Source organism: Streptomyces sp. NPDC046727 (genome assembly GCF_040645635.1).
In the GTDB taxonomy this organism is placed as follows: domain Bacteria; phylum Actinomycetota; class Actinomycetes; order Streptomycetales; family Streptomycetaceae; genus Streptomyces.
This window is the reverse complement of sequence record NZ_JBEYYR010000025.1, coordinates 102831-120231: the sequence shown is the minus strand read 5'-3', so window position 1 is coordinate 120231 and position 17401 is coordinate 102831. Positions and strand designations below refer to the sequence as shown.

Genomic DNA, 17401 nt, shown 5'->3' with positions numbered 1-17401 from the left:
AGCACGCTGGTAGGCATGACACCCCGGCTCTGGCGCGCGGGTCCGCGACAGCCCTGGCAGTCGGTGCACGCACTGCTGCTGCTTCCCGTCGCGCTCATCCTGGTGATCACGGTGGTGGACCTGCGGACCCCCAACGACATCCACCTCGGGCCGGCCCTGGTGATCGCGCCCGCGCTCACCCCGTCCTTCGCCGGGCCCCGGACCACGGCCGGCATCGGCGCGCTCGCGGTGGCCGCCCAGATCTTCATCGGCATCCACCACGGCGGCATCGGCACCACGAACCACATCGTGCAGATCATCACCCTCACCGTCCTCGTGGTGCTCACGGTCCTCTACAGCGCCCTGCGGGAGCGCCGGCAGGCCCAGCTGGCCCAGGTCCGCACGGTCGCCGAGGCGGCGCAGCACGTCCTGATGTGGCCGCTGCCCGAGCAGATCGGCACGCTGCGGATCGCCTCGCTGTACCTGGCCGCGGAGGACGAGGCACAGATCGGCGGGGACCTGTACGCGACGACCCCGTGCGACGGCGCCGTACGCGTACTGATCGGTGATGTCCGGGGCAAGGGCCTGCCCGCCATCGGTGAGGCGGCGCTGCTGCTCGGAGCCTTCCGGGAGAGCGCCCACCGGCACATCCCGCTGGCGGAGCTGGCCACCGTGCTGGACCAGAGCATCACCCGGTACGCGGCCGACCTGGACCCGCCGGAGGAGGAGGGGGAGCGGTTCGCCACCGCGCTGCTCGTGGAGATCCCGGACCGGGACCCGGTCACCCGGATGACCAGCTGTGGCCATCCGCCGCCGCTGCTGCTGAGCCCCGGCCACGTCGTCACGGTCCCGAGCCTGCACCCGTCGCCGCCGCTCGGGGTGCACGGCTCCGCCGAGCACACGCTGGACGTGTTCTCCTTCGAGCCGGGCGACACGCTGCTGCTCTACACCGACGGGGTCGTGGAGGCCCGGGACGACCGCGGCCGGTTCTATCCGCTCGCCGACCGGGTCGCCCGCTGGACCGACGACAGCCCCGAGGCGCTGATGCACCACCTGCGGCGCGATCTGCTCGCCCACGCCGGCGGCAGGCTCGGCGACGACGCCGCGCTCATCGCCGTGCACCGCACCCCCGCCGAACGCCGCCGCCACCACGGCCGCGGCGAAACGGCCCGGCAGGGATGAACACTCGGCGTACGCATTCAGCCGGCCTTGGGCCAATGTTCAGTTCACAGGGTGGCTCTCCCCTCCGAAGCGTTGCGAGAATCTGCGGCGCCTCGACAACAGGGAGCCACCGTGCGTCACTCGAAGTCCACGCCGGCCGCCGCCCTCGGCGCGCCGTCCGTACGACACCTCTCCGTACGCCACCTGCTCGCCGGCCTGACCCTGGTGCCGGCGCTGCTGTCCCCGGTGGCCGCGCACGCGGCGCCGGGCGGCCCCGCGAAAGCCCGCTTCGACCTCCAGGCCCACCGCGGCGGTCTCGGTATGACCACCGAGGAGTCCCTGGAGGGCTTCGGCAAGGCGATGCGGCTCGGGGTGTCCACGCTGGAGCTGGACACCCATGTCACCAAGGACCTGAAGGTCGTCGTCAACCACGACCGGCAGATCAGCGGCGTCAAGTGCAGGGACACCGGCCCGGTCACGCCCGGCGACCCGATGTACCCGTACGTCGGCAAGTACATCAAGGATCTGTCGCTGGCTCAGATCAAGACACTGGACTGCGGGTACCGGCAACTGCCCGGCTTCCCCGAGCAGGAGGTCGTCAAGGGCTTCCGGATGGTGGAGTTGAAGGACGTCCTGAACCTGGTCAAGAGCTACCACGCCTGGGGCGTGAAGCTGAACATCGAGACCAAGGTGGAGGCGGGCGCGCCCGAACAGACCGCGCCGCGCGAGGTGTTCGTCCGCCGGGTGTACGAGGAGATCCACCGCTCGGGCATCGAGCGGCAGGTCACCATCCAGTCGTTCGACTGGGGCGCGCTGAGGGTGATGCACCGGCTGGCGCCGACATGGCCGCTGGTGGCACTGACCAACTACGACTTCCTCCAGGTCGGTCAGCCCGGCGCGTCCCCGTGGCTGGGCGGGATCGACGCGGACGACTACGGCGGCGACTTCGTCCGGGCGGCGGCGACCCTGCCCGGTGTCACCACCCTCTCCCCCAACTACGGCTTCCCGCAGTCCGGCAAGGTCGGCGACCCCGGGTTCCGGTTCTACGCGGACGCGGCGATGGTCGCGCGGGCGCACGCCCGCGGGCTGAAGGTGGTGCCGTGGACGTGTGACGACCCGGCGACCGTGGAGGCCCTGATGGACATGGGCGTCGACGGGATCATCACCGACTATCCCGACCGCGTACGGCAGATCATGGCCGGCCGCGGTATGCCGCTGCCGCGGCCCTACCCTCCGCACGGCCGCGGCTGAGGTGCGACGGGCGTGAGCCCCGCCTCGAATGGGGCGGGGCGGGACTCACGTCCGGTGCCCCCGGGTCAGCCGGCCCGCTTCAGGTCGGTGATCTTCAGGGTCTTGAGGTCGGACTGGACGTCGATGCGGCTGACCTGCGCGTGCGGCCCGTCGCCCCAGGTGAGCGTCACCCGGCTGGTGGCGTGGCCCATGCCGGAGCCGGTGTAGGTCACCTTCCACTTCACCGGAACGTTCTGCGCGAACAGGATGCCGTCGGCGTGCTCCTTCTTCTCGAAGGCGGCGACCTTCTTCTGGGCGGCGGCGGAGAGGTAGAAGCCGCGCAGGGCCTTGGCGGCGGGCGCGGCGGTGGCGTCGTCGGTGGCCCAGACGGCGTCGATGTAGGCGCCGTAGAAGTCGGCCACGTGCTGGGTGACGTTGCGCGGGTCGCCCTGGGCGGACGAGACGGCGGCGGCGCGGGTGGTGTGGCTCGCGGAGGCCCCCGCGAGGGCGGGCGTGACGGCGGCCAGGCTGAGACCGGCGGCGAGGGCCGCGGCGGTGAGGAGGGTCTTGCGGCTGCGGACGGACATGTGTTCAATTCCCCCGGATTCTTCGCGAGCGGGCTGATCCCGGCTGTCGACGGACCTTAAGACCTCATTTCCCACAGCCTGGTTGCGCTTCTTTCCGCTTTCTTTTTCCAGGGATGTCCCGCGTTTGAGGCACGCAAAAGGTTGTGCCGAATTCCGGACGAGCTGTGCGTCTGTTCCGGTCATTCCGGTTCGGGCGGCCGTCATGGTCATGGTGGCGCGCAGGGTGTCGTCGTCGGTCTCGAAGGCGACGACCTCGACCACCAGGGCGCCGGGTACGAGCCGGGCGAAGTGGCCCCGGTAGGTGTCGGTGCGTCCGCCGGACCTGCCGGCGCCGGCCGGGTCGTCGTAGGTGAGGGAGATCCGGAAGGAGCCGCCCTCACGGGCGTCGAACGTGTTCACGCGGGCGGTCATGCCGGCCGGGACCCGCCAGGCCGCGACCGCCTCCGGGTCGGTCAGGGCCCGGTGGCCGGCGCCCGGGGTTGCCTGCACACGCCGGGTGACGCGGGTGGTGTACATGGGGCTCACGGTAGCGTCCTGGCACCCGCCCCGGTCTGGTGTACGGCCGGGGCGGGGCCGGGGTCCGGGAGGTGGGTCGGACCCCGGCCCCGGGTCTGTCAGGGCTTGCGGGCGACCGCGCCGTACATGGCGATGTCCTCGTCCCGGATGCCCTGTTCGCCGCTGCCGTCGGGGTGCCACTTGTGCACCTGGACGATGCCGGGTGCGACCAGGTCCAGGCCCTCGAAGAACGCGTGGGCCTCGTCGAGGGTGCGCAGCCGCATCGGCATGTTGCGGGCCGCGTACTCGCGGGCGACCCGGCCCACCTCGTCGGGCGCGAACTCGGCGGTGCCGATGGACATCGCCAGATAGCTGCCCGACGGCAGCGGCTCCAGCAGCCGGCGCACGACCCCGACAGCGTCGTCCGCGTCCAGCATGAAGTGCACGATCGCGATGACGGTGAGGGCGACGGGCCTGCCCAGGTCCAGGGTCTCGCGCAGCTCGGGGGCGTCCAGGATGGCCGCCGGGTCGCGGAAGTCGGCCTCGATGTACGCGGTCCGGCCCTCGGGGGCGCTGGCCAGCAGGCCCTGGGAGAGGGTGAGCACGATCGGGTCGTTGTCGACGTAGACGACCCGGGACCCGGGAGCCACGGCCTGGGCGATCTCGTGCAGGTTCGGCGAGGTCGGGATGCCGGTGCCGATGTCCAGGAACTGGCGCATGCCCGCCTCCTCGGCGAGCCAGCGCACGGCGCGGTTCATGAAGTCGCGGTTGGCACGCATGTGGACCGGGAGCGCGGGCCACTCCCGGGACATCGCGTCGCCCGCCTCCTTGTCGGCGGGGTAGTAGTCCTTGCCGCCGAGTATGTAGTCGTAGATGCGGGCGGAGTGGGCGTTCTCGGTGTCGATCCGGTCGGCCGGCCATCCGTTGTCGGGCAACGCCGTGTCTCCCATTCGGTCGCGGGGGTCGTCGGGGGCGGGGCTTGCGTCACGGGGTGCTGGGGTGCGGGTCACCACTCCTTGCGCAGCGTGCCGAGCAGGGTCTCGGTCTTCCGGGCGGACGCGGCCTGGGCACTCAGCCGGTCCAGTGCCTCCCGGTAGACCACGACCTCGTCGGCCTTGTCGAGGTAGACGGCCCCGACGAGGCCGCTGAGGTAGGCGATGTCGGGCAGTTCGCGGGCCCGGAACCGGAAGAGGTGGAAGGTTCCGGCCCACAGGGCGGGATGCGGTCCGTTGGCGAACGGCATGAGCTGCACGGTGACCTGGGGCAGCCGGTTGACCTCGATGAGGTGGTCGATCTGGGCGCGCATCACCTCGGGTCCGCCGACCGGCCGGCGCAGCACGGTCTCGTCCATCACCACCCACAGCCGCGGCGGTGCCGGTCTCGACAGCAGCTCCTGGCGGCGCACGCGCAGCGCGACCCGGCGTTCGGTGACCGCGGCGGAGGCGTGCGGGTGGGCCGCGGGGAGCAGCGCGCGGGCGTAGTCCTCGGTCTGCAGCAGACTGTGCACGAACTGGTTCTCGTACGCGCGGATCTGCTGGGCCGCCTGCTCCAGGCTCAGGTAGGCGGCGAACCAGTCGGGCATGACGTCGCGGTAGGTGTGCCACCAGCCACGTTTGTTGGCCTCGCGGACGGACTGCAGGAAGGTGTCGATCTCCTGCTGGTCGGTGACGCCGTAGACCTGGAGGAGTTTCTCCGCGTCCGCGAGCCGCAGCCGGGCCACCTTCGCGGCCTCCATGCGGCGGATCGTGGAGTGGCTGACGCCGATGGCCGCGCCCGCCTCGGCATAGCTGAGGCCGGCCCGGGTGCGCAGTTCCTCCAGCTGTCTGCCGAGGATCATGCGCAGCACGGAAGGGGCGCCGCCCCAGTCGGTCTCCTCGGTCACGCCCACCCCCCTTGTGTCAGGTTCCCGGGATCACCCTCGCACGCGATCGGCTTCCCCACCCATTCGATCACGTTCTGGCGGATGCAGCATGCACTTCGCCACTTGCAAATTTCAACTTGCCGGTTGCGGAGCGTGGTTGGCAGGTGCCAGAGTGGACTCACTGCTCCGGCCGACCGAAGGAGCAGGCGGCGCAGTCGGCTTGGGGAGACCGGCCGCCACCACGGCCTCGTGCAGGCGGTGCGACGTCTGCTGCCCGAGCGGCCGGCCCGACGCCCGCACCCCCACCCGCGAGGCCGGACGAAAGGCGCACGGCGATGGCACGCCCCTCCCTCCCCCGACCGCACCACCGTCGGCCGCCCCCGCACCGGCCGACGGCCACAGCCCGGAGCAACCCGCTGTGAAGCGCAGGGAGTTGTTCCCGGCGGCGGACGCCGTGGCACATCCCGGCCGGACACCGGACGGCGGGCAGCCTCCGCACCGGCTGCCGGCCCCGTCCGGTGTCCCCGGACCACCCGGAGGCGAGCGCCCTGGTCGACTCCCTGGGCCCGACGGCCCCGACCGGCTCGCCTCCGGGGCCGTACTCCCCGGCTCGGCCGACCGCCTTCGTTCCGCCGCCTTCCCGGACCGCGGTTTGCCGACTCGGCCCGCGGTCCTGGGCACGGCCCGCCGCGGCACAGCCGGTCCGCCGAGCGTCTTCGTCCGCTGAAGGCCATCGGCACGGGCCCGGCCGCTCGCCCGGCCGACGCGCCGATCCGCCACGGCACGTCACGCGGTCACCGCCGCCCGGCCGGCGTCGGCCGGCTCTTGCCCCACGACCCGTCACCCCGGACCATCCCCCACTCGTCCGAAGGACAGCCCATGCACCACACGACCCTCACCTCCGCTCCCATTCCCGTCCCCGCGGCCGACCCGTCCTGGACCCGCACCCGCCCCAAGCCCGGCTCGCACGAGCAGGCCGGCTGAGCCGAGCCCCGGCCGGCGACCAGCCGCAGCACTACGGCACCGGGCCCCGGACCCGCTAGATTCACCGCCGGTGCGGAACACGTCCGCGCCCGTCGGCGGCCCGGCTCCGGCACTCCGGTACTCCGGTACGGATCCCGCGTCCGCCGCGCACGCCGTTCCGCCGGGGGTTCCATGGTCTGGCCGCTGATCCGTCGCAACCGGACCGGGCGAGGACTCCCCGTGCCGGGGCGGTGCGCGCCCGGCCGGCACGTACTGGCCACCGAACGGCTGCTGCTGTTCACCCCGCGGACCCTGATGGACGTACTGGTGGCACTCGCCGCGGGTGCGGACGCCGAGGCACAGCGGTGGCTCGGCACCAAGGCGGACGAGGTGGTCCCCGACCCCGACACCCGCCGGGCCCTGCTGACCTGGCGGCCCGCCGGCGACGACGGCCGCCGGATCCCCCGCGAGCTGGCCGTGCCGTACGTGCCCGCCCCGGACGACCCGCTCCTTCTGGTGTGCGTACACAGGTCCGATCGCAGCTACGCCGGTGCCCTCGAACTACAGCATCGGAGCGGCGAGATGGGCGGCTGGCTGGCGCCGGGCTGCCGCGGTCAGGGCCTGGGCGCGGAGCTGTTCCGCGCGGGTCTGGAACTGGGCCACACCCATCTCGCGCTGACCACGGTCCGGGCGGGGGCCGAGCCCGGGAACACCGCGAGCCGACGCTCCCTGGCCCGCGCCGGCTTCGGCCCCGACCAGGGCCCGGCGCGGCACGCCCTGCCCGACGGCCGTGTGATCGACGCCGTCTGGCACCGGCACGACAGCACGGCGGCCCGCCGCTGCCACTGACCGCACACCGAACGACGCCCGGGCGGGCCTGACGGCCGGGCGGGTCCGCGAGCCGGGCCGCGTCGGCCGTGCCCGACCGCCAGAGCGGACATATGCTGCGAAATGCCGCCTCGAAGGGAGTGCCCATGGCCGACACGCCCACCCGTCCCGCCGCCGAGCTGACCCTCCGGCCGCTCGGCTTCGAGCACTTGGCCGCCGTGCTCGACCTCGGCCACCGGGTGTACGACACCGACGCGATGCCCTACACCGGCTGGTCGCTGTCGGCTGTCGCCGGGCATCTGGACGCGCCGGCCCCGGCCTGCCTGGTGCTGCTCGACGGCGACCGGGTCGCCGGGTTCGTGCTCGGCTCCCTCTCCTTCGAGCAGCGCGCCGACTGGGGGTATCTGGAGTGGATCGCCGTCGATCCCGACTACCAGGGGCGCGGGGTCGCCTCCCGGCTGGTCAAGGAGTGCTGTGCGCGGCTGGCCGCGGCCGGCGCGGTGTGCGTGGTCACGGACGTGGAGCGCCGCAACACGGCCTCCGCCGAGCTGATGCGCCGCAACGGCTTCACGGAGGAGGCCACCGTGAGCCTCTTCGTCCACCCGCTCGCCGACGCGCCCGCGAAGGCCACGAGCCGGCCCCGGGACGCCTCCGCACCCCGCCGCCGTCTCACCCGCGCGGCGGCCGAACGGGTGCGCTGAGCCGCACCGGGGTCCCGGTCGGTGACCGGCGGTGAGAAGCGTACGAAGATCATTTCACCGGGTGCGCGGCTCAGGTGTCGGTCATCAGGCCCGCCGCGACCGTGGCTCCCAGCTCCCAGCACGCCTGAGTGTCGGTCTTGCCGGGCTCGCCGGTGACGGTCACCGGCTCGGCCGCGCGGCGCCAGCCGAGGCCGGTGGTGATGGTCTCGATGGCGCGGACGGCACCGGTGACGTCGTTGCCGCCGTGGACGTAGTAGCCGAAGGGGCGGCCCCGGGTCTCGTCCAGGCAGGGGTAGTAGACCTGGTCGAAGAAGTGCTTGAGGGCGCCGGACATGTAACCGAGGTTGGCGGGCGTGCCGAGCAGGTAGCCGTCGGCTTCGAGCACGTCGGAGGCGGTGGCCGACAGGGCCGCCCGGCGTACCACGCGGACGCCCTCGATCTCCGGTGTCGTGGCACCCGACACGACGGCTTCGAACAGCGCCTGGCAGTTCGGCGAGGGTGTGTGATGGATGATCAGCAGGGTAGGCACATCCGGCACCCTGCCGTGCGTCCGCCGGCCCTGGCAAACGGGCGCCGGACGCACCGGGGCCGGGACGTGCCGCTCGGGAGGACAGGAGGAGTCGTCGTGGCCGAAGAGGACCGCCGGGCACCGGCCGCCGTGGTGTTCGACACGCTGGGGCTGGACTACGAGCGGGCGTTCGCCGGCTCCGGACCGCACCGGGCGTCGTTGGGCCGGCTGCTGGAGCTGCTGGCGCCCGGCAGCCGGGTGCTGGACGTGGGCAGTGGCACGGGACGGCCGACGGCGCAGACCCTGACCGATGCCGGGCACCGGGTGCTGGGCATCGACGTCTCCCCGGTCATGGTCGAGCTGGCGGCCCGGCAGGTGCCCGGGGCCGAGTTCCGGCTCGCCGACATCCGTGAGACTCCGTTGGCGGAGGCTTCGTTCGACGCGGTGTGCGCGTACTTCTCCCTGCTTCAGATGTCCCGCGCCGAGCAGCAGGCGGTGGTGGCGAAGCTGGCCCGGGCGGTACGGCCCGGCGGCCTGATCGCGCTGGCCACCGTGCCGCTGGATGTGGAGGAGGCCGAGGGGACGTTCATGGGGCAGCCGATACGGGTGACCAGCTTCACCGCCGAGGCGTTCACCGGGCTGGTGACCGCGGCGGGCCTGACGGTGCTGGCCGAGGAGGAGACCCTGTTCACCCCGGCCCATCCCGAGGCCGGCCCCGAGCCCCAGCTGTTCCTGCTCGCCCGACGCGGGGCGGACTGACCCTCAGGCGGGTGCGCCGCAGGGTGTGCGGCGTTGTCGGTGCCCTCGGCTACAGTGGCGGCTCTGAACCGAAGGGGAGACAACAGTGCAGGTCAGGGTGGGGACTGTCGGCGGCAGCGTGGTCGTCGCGGCGGCGCTTGCCGCGATGCTCGGCGGGTGCGCGGAGTCGGCTGACGACGACGGGAAGAAGTCCGCGAGCCCGTCGGCGAGCGCCAAGGGCGCCGCGGCGGGCGACGCGAAGGCGAAGGGTACGGCGGCGGCCGTCGGCGGAACGGTCGGACCGGTCGGCTCGGCCTGTGAACTGCCCGTCAAGTTCGGCATCGCCGAGCACTGGAAGGCCAAGTCGATCGACGCCGAGAAGGAGCTGTCCAAGGCCTCGAAGGGCGAGGACGGCGACCTGAGCGGCGCGCTCGCCGACGCCTTCCTCCGGCAGGGACCGGTCACCGCGGCCTGCGAGATCGACGCCAAGCCGGCCGGCAACATCGGCTTCCTGCGCGTGTGGACCGGCAAGCCCGGCAACGCCGACGCGGGCAGCGTGCTGCGCGACTTCGTCGCCGCCGAGGACAACGTCAGCAAGGAGAAGTACCACTCCTTCAAGACCGGGGGCGGCCTCGACGCCGTGGAGGTGGAGTACCTCTACACGAGCAAGCTCCTGGAGGAGACGAAGAAGGAGAGCGCCTTCGCCGTCAGCACCCCCGCGGGCTCGGTCGTCCTGCACCTCGGTGGCATGGACACCGAGGAGCACGAGGAGATGCGGCCCGCGTACGACCTCGCGAAGCAGACCCTCATGCTCTCCTGAGCGCCGCCGCGCGCCCCGCTCAGTCCAGGGCCGTGGCCCGGCCCAGGTAGGTGAGCGGACCGGCCTCCGCCACCGGGATCTCGTGGAAGCCGACCCGGTCGTAGAACGCGCGGGCGGCCGTGTTGGCGGTGACCATGCCGAGGTGGACTGCCCGGACGCCCTGTTCGTGCAGGGCGTCCAGGAAGGTGCGCAGCAGGCCGCGGCCGTACCCCCGCCCCTGCCAGGCCGGCAGCAGGTCGATGTGCAGGTGGGCGGGGTAGGCGGCGAGTTCGGGTACCAGCATCCGCTCCGGGTGGTGGAGGAGGCCGATCATCTCCTCGGTGGGTGTACGGGCCGGCGCGGCGGGCATCGAATAGCGGCCTGCCAGCCGGGGGATCCAGGTCCGCCGGAATTCCTCGACGAAGCGCTCGGTGTCCGCGGTGCCGACGATGTAGCCCACGGCCCGGCCGGTGCCGTCGTCCAGCACGAAGGCGAGGTCCGGGTCGAAGTGGCAGTACGGCTCGGCGAAGATCGACGGCATGAGGCGCCGGTCGGGGTAGATCGCCCGGGAGTCCCCTCCCTCGTGCGCGGTACGGACGCAGACGTCGGCGACGGCGTCGCGGTCGGCGGGGCGGTAGGGCCGGATGGCGGGTTCTGGACCGAGGGACGACATGCCGATCATCCTGCGGCCTTTGGGAGCGCTCCCACAAGGGGGCGGACCCGGGAACGCGGTACGGCGGCCACGCCGAGGAAGGGTGGCCGCCGTAGGCGAACCGGCGGTGTCCGGTGGTGCTTGGCCGCCTGTCTGACGGTCAGTAGCGCAGACGCCTGGCCCGGAGCAGCATGAACAGGCCCGACAGGGCGAGCAGCATACCGATGGCCGCGGGCCACAGATGGGCCCCGGTCTCCGCCAGACCGCCCTCGGTCGCCTGGGGTTCGGTCCGAGAGGTGACCGGCGGGACATGTCCGACAGCGGCGGCCTGGCCCGACGCGGAGGAGGCGGGCGGGGTGGCGGGCGCGGACGAGACCGGTGTCGCCTCGGCCGGCGCAGCCTTGTCGCTCTTCTCGCCCTTCTCGCCCTTGTCGCCCTTGACCCTCGTGTCGCCCTGGTCGTGCTTGGTGGTGTGGGCCGGTTCGGTCGTCACGTCGTTCCGCGGCGCCTCGCCGGGGCGGGAGGCCGACGGCTCGGGCGCGGAGGTGACGCTCCCGCCGGGCTCCTCGGTGGCGCCGTCATCGGGCTCCTCGGTGGCGCCGTGATCGGGCTCCTCGGTGGCGCCGTCGTCAGGCCTCTCGGTGGCGCCGTCGCCGGGTGCGGCCGTGGCGCCGGAGCCCGGACTCTCCGTGGGCGCAGCCGTCGTACCCGAGTCGTCGTCGGAGGCGCCGCAGGTGCGGCCGGAGTTGATGCAGTCGACCATCTCCCGCATCAGACCCTCGTCGAAGACGTTGATGAAGTCGCCGTGGTCGGTGACGGGCTTGTGCAGTTGCTCGGGGAAGGAGTCCACCGCGAACAGCGGGACGGTACGCCCGCCGTCCGCAACGCTCGGTGCGGGGACGTCGTAGACGATGCGCTGCACCAGCTGCGGAATGGGCTGGAAGCCGGCCGGGCAGGAGCCGTCCTCGGCCATGAAGGCCACGTGGGTGCGGTGGTTGGCGCTGTCGATGTTGCGGCCGTCCCAGCAGCTCTGGAAGCGGAAGGTGCGCACGACGTCGCTGCCCGGCGGGCACAGCGGGTACTTGTCCTTCAGCTGCCGGTCCTCGTAACCGGTGCAGCTCCAGGACGCGTTGGCGTTGCCGGGGCCGTTGACGAAGGCCTTGGCGTCGCCGGTGATGATGCGCAGCAGCCGCGGCATGGCGGTGACCTTGCCGCGCGGGTTGCCGACGAAGGTCAGCGTCACCTGCTCGGGCGTCACGATCTGGCCCGCGTTGCCCTCCGTACCGCCGCCCGGGGCTCCGGCGTCCCGCTCCTGTGTGCCGTTCTGCAGGCGCAGCACCGGCCAGTAGTACGAGGACTTGTCGCCCTGGTCCGCACAGCTCGTGCCGGCTTCCGCCAGGTCCTCGTCGCTCGCGAAGGCGTTGTTGGCCTGGTTGCCGACGTAGTCGTGGAAGTGGTGGGCGCCGTTGGAGACGCCGGGGGCGACGATGACGTTGTCGGAGTTGAACAGGCCGCCCGCGTTGACCCCGCAGTCGGAGGTGAAGGTTCCGCGTGAGGCGTCGCCCTGCGCGGGCGGGGCCGGGGCGTCGGGCTGTACGGCGGTGATGTCCGCGTAGTCCGAGACGACGGGGCCGTTTCCGCCCTGACCCGCACCGCCCTGGCCCGTACCGTTCTGCCCCTGGCCCGCGCCGTTCTCCCCCTGACCGCCGTCGCCAGGGGTGCCGGTGGTCTGGCCGGTGTCGCCGGGGCGCAAGGTGCAGGCGGCCAGGGAGTCCAGGTCCTGCGGGCGCTCCCCCGCCCGGTCGATGGCGTCGGCGATCCGCCCGAGGGACTCCGACCGCTTCTCCTTCAGCGGGTTCATGACCGTGTCGTCGGCGGAGCCGGAGTCCCCGCCGCCGCTCTGCCCCGCCTGCCCCGTCTGCTGCAACTGCCGGTACGCCGTCGCGGTCTGCTGGTCGAGCACGGCGAGTTCACGGTCGACGTCCGGACGAGCCGCGTCCGGCACGGTCGTCAGCCGGCTGCCGACGTCGGGGCAGTCGATGGTCGCCATGCCCGTGGACAGGACGTGCCCGGTGGAGTCGGTGCCGGATCCGTCGCCCCAGCCCTCGGAGGCCGAGGCATAGACGTTCGCCGCGACGAGTCCGGTCCCGCCCAGCATCAGGGCGACCGCGGCGAGGGTCGCGCGTCGTGCGCCGGTCGGGCGTCTGCGCCTGTTGCGTACCAAGGTCGTCCCCTGTGTGTGATCGCCGGCGGGGGTCACCGCCGGTGGGCATGGAGTTCCCCGGCTTCATACGGAGGGCGGAGCCGCCGTGTTCAACAGAATCGCGAATTCACCGGGATCTCACAGGAAACTATGGCCCCCACACCTTCCCCGTCGAACATCACAGCGAACATCACGAATATGTATCGGACATTTCACGCCTCAACCTTCACACGAGGTACACACGTTGGCTAGGTTGACGCGAGGCCGCCGCCCGGCTCTGCCCCGGCGAGCCGCTCAACTGCCCTGAGGGGCAAGGAAGGAGCATGTCTTCCATGGCGCCGGAGAGCCGCGACGAGGTTCGACAGCGGATCGACTCCCTGTACGACCAGGCCGAGAACGCCACCGGTAACTTCAACGCGACCCGGGCCATGGCCGCCCGGACGCGCTCACGGGGCGTCCCGTTGGCCAAGCGGGCGAGCCGGCGTTCGGATCCGGCACTCGACGAGATCGCGCAGCAGTGGTTCGACGTGGCGCGCAACAAGCTCGGCCCGACCGTACCCGCCGCGCTGCCCGCCGACCGACTGCCCGAGCGGCCGGCCGCCCCGGTGCGCTCCCAGGACTGGAGCGGGGGCGGCGCCCGTGCGGACGGTGAGCGGGCGGCTCTCGGACCGGGGCCCTCCGGACGGGCACCCCAGGCCCTGGAGCAGGGCACCGGCCGTGCGAGGGAACTGCCCGCCGGGGGCGCGGTGGCCGCGCTGCCGGCCGGGGGCGCCGCGGCCGAGTTGCCGGCGGGCCGCGCCGCGGGCGCGTTGCCGGCGGCGGCGCCGGAGGGCGAGCGCGCGACGTGGCTGGCGCTTCCTCAACCCGGGGGCGGTGTACTGGAGTTGGCCGGCGCGCCTACGGCGGAACCGGTCGTCGGGGCCGCGCCGGAACCGTCGGCACCCGTCGGCACGGCGGACCCGCTGGGCCTCGGGGAACGGGGAGCGCCGGGCGGCGGCCCCGCGGACACTGCCCTCCTTCCGGCCCCCGCCCCGTCCCTCGCGCAGGGAAGCCCGGCCCAGGAACCCCGGACGCTGCCCGGTACCGCCGCGTCCGGCCGCCTCTCCCCCGCCGTCGCCAAGGCGGCCAACCGCCGCAAGCTCGCCGCCGCCGGGGACCTGCTCACCCGCTACACCGCCCAACCCGCCCTGCCGACCACGACGGTTCAGCCGACGCCGACGCCGGCACCGACGAGCGGCTTCCTGCCCGCCACCGCGACCTCGGTGACCGACACCGGCGCCATCGCGTACACGGCAGCAGCCACCGCACCCGCGACGGACACAGGCAGCTTCCCTTACGCGGCAACCACCGCACCCGCGACCGACACAGGCAGCCTCCCGTACACCGCAGCCACCGCACCCGCGACCGACACAGGCAGCCTCCCGTACACCCCCACCACCACACCCGCGACCGACACAGGCGCCTCCCTCTATACAGCGCCCGCCCCTGCCGCCGTCACAGACACAGGCTCCCTCCCGCACCTGGCCATCCCTGACATCGCCGCGTCCCCGGCCCCGATGACCTCCCCCGACGCCACCCTGACCCCCACCAGCCCCCCGGCACCGGTGTCCCCTCGTGCCCTGCGCGCGGCCAAGGCGATCGCGTTCGCTCGGGCGCAGATCGGGAAGCCGTGCGTGTGGGGTGCGATGGGGCCGGGATCGTACGACTGCTCCAGCCTCACCCAGGCCGCGTGGAGGGCCGCCGGGGTCACGCTGCCGCGCGCCGCGCACGAGCAGGCGCTGGCCGGCACTCCGGTCATGCCGGCCGGGCTCGAACCCGGTGATCTCGTCCTCTTCTTCGACGACGACCGGCATGTGGGCCTGCACGTCGGCGGCGGCATGATGGTGCACGCTCCGGGGCCCGGGTCGACGATCCGCGAGGAGTCGATCTACGGCGCCGGGGAGGCGGCGATCCACCGGATCATCCGGCCGGCCTGACCGGGTCAGCCGCGGCGCCGGGGGGCGCGTCGGCTGTCGTAGTGGTCGAGCAGGGTCTCGGCCAACGGACGGTAGGCGAGGCCGAGTTCGCGGACGCTGCGGCTGTTGTCGACGCGGAAGCGGATGCCGAGGTGTCGGCGGATGTAGTCCTGGGTGAGGCCGAAGGCGGGGCCCAGGACGCGGACCGGCCAGTGCGGGAGCCCGGTGCGGGGCAGCCGCGGGTCCCAGGGGTGGCGGGAGCGGATGATGCGGGACATCTCGTGGAACGAGGCCATGGTCTCGGCCGCCACGATGTAACGCCCCTTCGCCTCGGGGTTCTCGGCCGCGGCGATGTGCGCGTCGGCCACCTCGCGGACGTCGGCGGTGGTGAAGCTGAAGTCCGGGGCGCCGTAGCAGAAGCAGCCCCGGAACAGCTCGTCCAGCAGGAAGAGGCTGCCGGAGTCGGAGGCGGGGGTGAACGAGGGGCCCAGGACCAGGCCGGGGTTGATCGAGACCATGCGCCAGCGGTCCTGCGCGGCCTCGGCGTCCCAGGCGGCGCGTTCCGCGAGGGTCTTGGCGTAGTGGTAGGGGTTGCTCTCCACCGTGCTGGTGGTGTTGACGTACCGCTCGGACAGCACGCGGCCGTCCATCTCCAGGACGTCGGCGTAGTCCCCGAAGATCGCGCCCACGGTGGAGGTGAAGATCAATATGCCCACCTCGGGGGTCCGGTCGATGCTCGCCAGGACGTTGCGGGTGCCGAGCAGTGCCGGTTCCACGACATCCCGTCGGCCGTCCCGGATGCGCTCGGGCATGAGGAACGGTGAGGCCACGTGGAAGACGGCCGGGCAGCCGCGGAACGCCTCGTCGAAGGAGCCGTCGGCCAGCAGGTCCGCCTCGAACAGCTCCAGTCGGCCGGGGAACGCCTCCTGCAGGTCCCACAGCGGGCGCACCTTGGCCGCGTCCACCCGGCTCCGCACCGTGGCCCGGACCCGGTAGCCCCGCTCCAGGAGCCGTCGTACCACGTGGCTGCCGACGAAGCCGCTGCCGCCCGTCACCGCGACGGTCGCCCCCGGGACGATCGTCCCCGTGTGTCCGCCCACGCCCGCTCACCCCTCGCCGCCGGCCCGCGCCCAACCCACCGAGGGCCTCACATAAGCAACCCCTCGACAACCCATAAGATCAGCTTATGAGGTCATAGACCAGACCCGCGTACCAACTTAGGGCTGCCTTAGTTTAGGCTTCCTGATCAAGTCGCCCATTGCCCGTTCGAAGGGAACCTGATCATGCCGCGCCCCCTGCGGGTAGCCATCGTCGGAGCCGGCCCCGCCGGGATCTACGCCGCCGACGCCCTGCTCAAGTCCGAGGTGGCCACCGACCCCGGTGTGTCCATCGACCTCTTCGAGCGGATGCCCGCCCCGTTCGGCCTGATCCGGTACGGCGTCGCGCCCGACCACCCGCGCATCAAGGGCATCATCACCGCCCTGCACCAGGTGCTCGACAAGCCGCAGATCCGTCTGTTCGGCAACGTCGACTACCCGACCGACCTCGGCCTGGACGACCTGCGTGCCTTCTACGACGCGGTGATCTTCTCCACCGGCGCGACGGCCGACCGCGAGCTGCCCATACCCGGCATCGACCTGGACGGCTCCTACGGCGCCGCCGACTTCGTCTCCTGGTACGACGGCCACCCGGACGTGCCGCGCACCTGGCCGCTGGAGGCCGAGAAGGTCGCCGTGCTCGGTGTCGGCAACGTGGCCCTGGACGTGGCCCGCGTCCTGGCCAAGACCGCCGACGAGCTGCTGCCGACCGAGATCCCGCCGAACGTCTACGACGGCCTGAAGGCCAACAAGGCCGTGGAGATCCACGTCTTCGGCCGCCGTGGCCCGGCGCAGGCGAAGTTCAGCCCGATGGAACTGCGCGAGCTGGACCACTCCCCGAACATCGAGGTCATCGTCGACCCCGAGGACATCGACTACGACGAGGGCTCGATCGAGACCCGGCGCGGCAACAAGCAGGCCGACATGGTCGCCAAGACGCTGGAGAACTGGGCGATCCGCGACGTCGGCAACCGCCCGCACAAGCTCTTCCTGCACTTCTTCGAGTCGCCGGCCGAGATCCTCGGCGAGGACGGCAAGGTCGTCGGCCTGCGCACCGAGCGCACCGCCCTGGACGGCACCGGCAACGTCAAGGGCACCGGCGAGTTCAAGGACTGGGACGTCACCGCCGTCTACCGCGCGGTCGGCTACCTCTCCGAGAAGCTGCCCAAGCTGCCCTGGGACATCGACTCCGGAACCGTCCCGGACGAGGGCGGCCGGGTGATCGAGGAGGGCGGCACTCATCTGCAGTCCACCTACGTCACCGGCTGGATCCGGCGCGGCCCCGTCGGCCTCATCGGCCACACCAAGGGCGACGCCAACGAGACCGTGGCCAACCTCCTGGACGACTACGCCCAGGGTCGGCTGCACACCCCCTCCGCGCCCGAGCCGGAGGCCGTGGACGCCTTCCTCGCCGAGCGGAACGTCCGCTTCACCACCTGGGAGGGCTGGTACCGGCTGGACGCCGCCGAGCGTGCCCTGGGCGAGCCGCAGGGCCGCGAGCGCGTGAAGATCGTCGAGCGTGAGGACATGCTGCGGGAGAGCGGGGCGTAAGGTCCCGGCTCTCCTCGGGCCCCGGGGGGCCGGCGCGGTGCGCCGGCCCCCCCCCCCCGGCAAGCCCCCCCCCCCAGGGGGAACCACACGGGC

13 protein-coding genes and 2 pseudogenes are annotated in these 17401 nt (G+C 72.6%); 8 read left to right on the top strand and 7 right to left on the bottom strand.

The window, feature by feature from the left end; all coding sequences use genetic code 11:
* The first annotated feature begins 15 nt into the window (after window positions 1-15).
* Both ABZ937_RS27615 and ABZ937_RS27610 read left to right on the top strand, forming a co-directional pair.
* On the top strand, window positions 16-1161 hold the full coding sequence (locus ABZ937_RS27615; RefSeq protein ID WP_361696024.1) for a PP2C family protein-serine/threonine phosphatase: 1146 nt from the start codon (window positions 16-18) through the stop codon (window positions 1159-1161).
* Window positions 1162-1272: 111 nt separating this feature from the next.
* Window positions 1273-2391: a glycerophosphodiester phosphodiesterase family protein gene (locus ABZ937_RS27610; protein ID WP_361696023.1), complete on the top strand. Its 1119-nt coding sequence runs from the start codon at window positions 1273-1275 to the stop codon at window positions 2389-2391.
* 764 nt (window positions 2392-3155) lie between these two features.
* Here the strand turns inward: ABZ937_RS27610 and ABZ937_RS27605 are convergent.
* From ABZ937_RS27605 to ABZ937_RS27595, 3 genes and pseudogenes are all read right to left on the bottom strand, one after another.
* Window positions 3156-3473 (bottom strand): annotated as a pseudogene (locus tag ABZ937_RS27605) (SRPBCC domain-containing protein); the annotation flags it as partial.
* 98 nt (window positions 3474-3571) lie between these two features.
* Complete coding sequence (locus tag ABZ937_RS27600; RefSeq protein ID WP_361696022.1) at window positions 3572-4387, bottom strand: SAM-dependent methyltransferase; 816 nt, start codon at window positions 4385-4387, stop codon at window positions 3572-3574.
* Window positions 4388-4458: 71 nt separating this feature from the next.
* Window positions 4459-5334, bottom strand: a complete 876-nt coding sequence (locus ABZ937_RS27595; RefSeq protein ID WP_361696021.1) for a helix-turn-helix transcriptional regulator — start codon at window positions 5332-5334, stop codon at window positions 4459-4461.
* A 1182-nt stretch (window positions 5335-6516) separates the two neighbouring features.
* On the opposite strand from ABZ937_RS27595, the gene ABZ937_RS27590 reads away from it, so the two are divergent.
* Window positions 6517-7125, top strand: a complete 609-nt coding sequence (locus ABZ937_RS27590) for a GNAT family protein (RefSeq protein ID WP_361696020.1) — start codon at window positions 6517-6519, stop codon at window positions 7123-7125.
* Between the two features lie 125 nt (window positions 7126-7250).
* Window positions 7251-7805, top strand: coding sequence for a GNAT family N-acetyltransferase (locus ABZ937_RS27585; RefSeq protein WP_361696019.1), 555 nt, complete (start codon window positions 7251-7253; stop codon window positions 7803-7805).
* 70 nt (window positions 7806-7875) lie between these two features.
* Here ABZ937_RS27585 and ABZ937_RS27580 read toward each other — a convergent pair whose 3' ends face one another.
* Window positions 7876-8334 carry an NAD(P)H-dependent oxidoreductase gene (locus tag ABZ937_RS27580; protein WP_361696018.1) on the bottom strand — a complete coding sequence of 153 codons (459 nt, stop codon included), beginning with the start codon at window positions 8332-8334 and terminating at the stop codon, window positions 7876-7878.
* Window positions 8335-8430: 96 nt separating this feature from the next.
* Between ABZ937_RS27580 and ABZ937_RS27575 the strand changes: the two genes are divergently transcribed.
* Window positions 8431-9072, top strand: a complete 642-nt coding sequence (locus ABZ937_RS27575; RefSeq protein ID WP_361696017.1) for a class I SAM-dependent methyltransferase — start codon at window positions 8431-8433, stop codon at window positions 9070-9072.
* Between the two features lie 85 nt (window positions 9073-9157).
* Window positions 9158-9871 (top strand): lipoprotein, encoded by a 714-nt coding sequence (locus ABZ937_RS27570; protein ID WP_361696016.1) that lies wholly within the window; start codon window positions 9158-9160, stop codon window positions 9869-9871.
* Between the two features lie 19 nt (window positions 9872-9890).
* Here the strand turns inward: ABZ937_RS27570 and ABZ937_RS27565 are convergent, their stop codons facing one another.
* Together ABZ937_RS27565 and ABZ937_RS27560 are read right to left on the bottom strand one after the other, a co-directional pair.
* Window positions 9891-10523: a GNAT family N-acetyltransferase gene (locus tag ABZ937_RS27565; RefSeq protein WP_361696015.1), complete on the bottom strand. Its 633-nt coding sequence runs from the start codon at window positions 10521-10523 to the stop codon at window positions 9891-9893.
* 139 nt (window positions 10524-10662) lie between these two features.
* A complete protein-coding gene (locus ABZ937_RS27560) occupies window positions 10663-12660 on the bottom strand; it encodes a DUF1996 domain-containing protein (RefSeq protein ID WP_361696043.1) in 1998 nt (665 codons plus the stop codon).
* 1661 nt (window positions 12661-14321) lie between these two features.
* Between ABZ937_RS27560 and ABZ937_RS27555 the strand changes: the two are divergent.
* Window positions 14322-14681, top strand: a pseudogene (locus ABZ937_RS27555) (C40 family peptidase); the annotation flags it as partial.
* Between the two features lie 5 nt (window positions 14682-14686).
* Here the strand turns inward: ABZ937_RS27555 and ABZ937_RS27550 are convergent.
* Window positions 14687-15760 carry an NAD-dependent epimerase/dehydratase family protein gene (locus tag ABZ937_RS27550; protein WP_361696014.1) on the bottom strand — a complete coding sequence of 358 codons (1074 nt, stop codon included), beginning with the start codon at window positions 15758-15760 and terminating at the stop codon, window positions 14687-14689.
* A 183-nt stretch (window positions 15761-15943) separates the two neighbouring features.
* Here ABZ937_RS27550 and ABZ937_RS27545 point away from each other — a divergent pair, with 183 nt between their 5' ends.
* The gene (locus ABZ937_RS27545; protein WP_361696013.1) at window positions 15944-17308 is read left to right on the top strand and encodes an FAD-dependent oxidoreductase; all 1365 of its coding nucleotides are present in this window, start codon (window positions 15944-15946) and stop codon (window positions 17306-17308) included.
* The last annotated feature ends 93 nt before the right edge of the window (window positions 17309-17401 follow it).